Source organism: Actinomycetota bacterium, assembly GCA_036280995.1.
Taxonomy (GTDB): Bacteria; Actinomycetota; CALGFH01; order CALGFH01; family CALGFH01; genus CALGFH01.
In genome coordinates this window covers 1-3,470 of sequence record DASUPQ010000698.1, presented here as the reverse complement: position 1 = coordinate 3,470, position 3,470 = coordinate 1, and the positions used below count along the sequence as shown (strand labels likewise).

At 70.2% G+C, this 3,470-nt stretch carries 3 protein-coding genes; 2 read left to right on the top strand and 1 reads right to left on the bottom strand.

Annotated elements, in window-relative coordinates; genetic code table 11:
• On the top strand, positions 1-303 hold a 303-nt coding region (locus tag VF468_23610; GenBank protein HEX5881277.1), incomplete at its 5' end, for a heavy metal-binding domain-containing protein.
• A 150-nt stretch (positions 304-453) separates the two neighbouring features.
• Complete coding sequence (locus tag VF468_23605; GenBank protein ID HEX5881276.1) at positions 454-1,281, top strand: SDR family oxidoreductase; 828 nt, start codon at positions 454-456, stop codon at positions 1,279-1,281.
• A 560-nt stretch (positions 1,282-1,841) separates the two neighbouring features.
• Here VF468_23605 and VF468_23600 read toward each other — a convergent pair.
• Complete coding sequence (locus VF468_23600) at positions 1,842-3,044, bottom strand: low temperature requirement protein A (protein ID HEX5881275.1); 1,203 nt, start codon at positions 3,042-3,044, stop codon at positions 1,842-1,844.
• Positions 3,045-3,470: the final 426 nt, after the last annotated feature.

Sequence of the window (3,470 nt, the reverse complement as noted above, 5' to 3'; positions counted from 1 at the left end):
TTCGAGCTGCCCGGCTACACGGTGGAACGCACCCTTGGCCTGTCCTGGGGCCTGATCGTGCGCAGCGTCGGGCTGACCAAGGGACTGACTGGCACCGTCCGTTCGCTCAAGGCCGGTGAGGTCAAGGAGTTCACCGAGGTGGTCGATCGGGCCCGGCACACGGCCTTGGAGCGCCTGATCGACCATGCCCGCCAGCTCGGCGGCAACGCCGTTCTCGGGGTGCGGTTCGACTCCTCGGACCTCGGCAACGGCTTGGCCGAGATCGTCGCCTACGGCACCGCTGCTACCGTCCGGCCAGCCTGAACCCCGTCCGGCGCGCCGGGCGGCACCCCACCAGTGCACCCGCCATCAGGCGGCGCTTGAGGAGGCAGGCCAGAGTTCGAGTCTCCCGACCCGGGTGATGACCTCCCGGAAGGGAGGGATGCACCCGCAGGACCGTCGAAGGGGATCGCCGTGAGCGAGGTCACCGTCGTCATCGGAGCTGGGTCGATTGGTCAGGCCATCGCCCGGCGGGTCAGCGCGGGCAAGCAGGTCCTGTTAGCGGACCTGCGCCCGGGCAACGCCGAGGTGGCGGCCGAGGTGTTGCGCAACGCCGGGTTCGAGGTGAGCACCGCGACCGCCGACGTGTCCTCGCGCGAGTCGCTGCACGCGCTCGTCGAGACGGCCGCGGGGCTTGGCGAGGTCACCGGGGTCATCCACGCCGCCGGGGTCTCACCCAGCCAGGCGTCGCCGGCGGTGATCCTGGCCGTGGACCTGTACGGAACCGCCGTGCTGCTCGAGGAGTTCGGGAACGTGATCGCCCGCGGCGGCGCCGGGGTCGTCATCTCCTCGCAGTCCGGGCACCGTCTGGGCGCCCTGACCGCCGAGCAGGACGCCGCGCTGGCGACCACCCCAGCCGAGGAGTTGTTGGCGCTCCCCATGCTAGGGCCCGACCAGGTGACCGACAGCCTCCACGCCTACCAGCTGGCCAAGCGGGGCAACTCGCTGCGGGTGATGGCCGAGGCCGTTCGGTGGGGCAGGCGGGGCGCCCGGGTCAACACCATCAGCCCCGGCATCATCTTCACCCCACTCGCCAAGGACGAGCTGACCGGCCCTCGCGGTGCGGGCTACCGGCGCATGCTCGAGTTGTCCCCGGTGGGGCGGGGCGGCACCCCGGATGAGGTCGCGACCGTGGCTGCGCTCCTGCTGGGCCCCGACGGCGCCTTCATCACCGGCAGCGACGTGCTCATGGACGGTGGCGTCACCGCCTCCTACCGCTTCGGCGAACTCGCCCCACCGTGATGAGCAAGCCGGTCGTCGTCACTTCCTGGTCTGCGCTGGATCAATCGGACCCACCGCTGCGCGTGCTGTGCTGTCGTTCATCTCATCGGGGAGGCCGCTCTGTCTCGGCCGCATTGCCAACAAGAATCACCGCTGCGCGCCACCAGGGCCGCGCCCGCGCCGACGGCGTTGAGAAGGACGTTGCGCTCGTCGGGACCGGGACACCGGCGACGAGACGACGGGAACCGGGGACCGGCCTCACCCACCACCAAGCTGGAACTGATCGCCATGGCATAGCCACTGGTGATCCTCCCCGGCCGCCTCCTCGTGGCGCATGACCGTCCCCGCAGTAGTGAGCAAGCCGGCCAATTCGACTCACCAGATGATCGCCATCAAGGCGACCGCTCGGCAGGTCTGACGCTAGGTTCTTCACCTACTGGGCCTCATCGGGGCCACATCCCACCCCGAGCGTCACAACACCGGTCACAAGCGGTCGGCCAGATGGTGGCCTGCCGCTAGGCGCCAAAGGATGGAGGCCTATGGTGATGACCCGTGTCGAGCTTTGCGCCCACGGGCCGCAACTACGGTCCTTCCTCAGGGGCTCCGGTGGTGAGCGTGCCCGAGCGTTGCTTGGCCAGGCCGGCCGCTGCCTCGCCGACGAGGACGACCGTCACGGCTGCCAGCACGGCGGCCGGGGGAAGGCCGCGACCGAGGCCGGCGGCGAGGACGAGCGGGATCCCGATCCCAGGCCAGGGCAGGCCGCTGCGCAGCGATCCAGCGACCCCGCTCTGGATCGCCGTCAAGGCGCCCAGGTAGAGCGCCACCCCGCCGCACAGGAGCCAGCGAGTACCGGAGGTGAGGGTCGGCTGGCCGCCTTCCAGGATCGCGCCTTCCAAGCCGACCCCGGCTCCTGCCAACCCCAGGGTGAGCGGCCAGTGCCCATAGGCATAGACATCATGCAACAGGGTGCTGCGGTGGCCGGCACGATCGACGAGGGACCGGGTCGCTGCTGCCCCAGCCAGGTCGAAATAGGTCCACCACAGGCTGACAGTGGCCACAAAGCCGAGCACAGCCACGGTGACGGTGGCGCGCTCCCAATGCGTCTCGTGGACGCCGACGACGACCGCAGCGATCGATTCGCCGAGCACCAAGATGACCAGCAGCCCCAACCGCTCCGGCAGGTGCTCAAGATGCAACGGCAGGCCGGCCGAACGCTTGGTGGCCACCACCGGCGCGGTCACCTCGGTCGCAACCGCGACCACCCAGGCAGCGTACCGGGCCGGTCCCGACATCATCGCCCCGGCCAACCACAGCCCAGCGGCAAGGCTCCCGGCCGTCAGGTACACGACGATCAGACCCCGGGCCTGCACCACGTGGCGGTAGGCACGCAGGTAGAGGGCGACCAGCACCAGTCGGATGGCGGCATGGGAAAACGCGAACTGTCTGGCCAGCGACCCGGTCGCGTCGGTGGCGCTGGCGGCCAGCCCGGCGACAGCAAGCATGGCCCCCAACTTGGCCAGCCGGTAGACGACATCATCGGTGTCGAAGCGATTGGCGTAGAACGTGAAGCCAGCCCAGGCCCACCACACGCTGCTAAACAGCCCAGCGAACACCAGGACACCATGAAGGGTGCGGTCGTCGCGTAACCCGACCGCGAGCTCGGCGACGACCAGCACGAAGGCCAGGTCAAAGAACAGCTCCAGCCAGGTCGCCGTGCGCTCGTCCCCGCTGTCGGTGTCGGTGTGCTGCAGCTGCGGCGGACGGATCAGCCCAGACCACTTCACCAGCGCCAACCCCCGGCTAATGGTTCCGGCCGGCGGCTCGCTCCCGTGCGGCCGGGCCGTCTTGGGCTCGGTCCAGGGCCGCGGTACGTTGGCCCAGCCCCCGGTTCGGGCCCGCTTGCAGTGCCTGCTCGGCGGCCTGGGCTCGGGCCTCGGCCACCCTCCCGACCAAGCCGCGGCTGGTGGCATGGACATCCAGCGTCCCGACCGGCCGTCCGTCCGACTGCACCGGCCCATGGTGCGACAGCAGAACCATCGGCAGGTCGGGGCGGGGAAGCGTCACGGGATCCCGAGTTCCCTGTTGCTCAGGTCGACGCTGACTGTCCGTACGGCCGCCAGCGCCCGGCCAGGTCCGGGCGCCAAGGCGGCGCGTTCCCGCTCCGACATCCCACCCCAAACGCCGTACCGTTCGCCGTACTGGATCGCGTA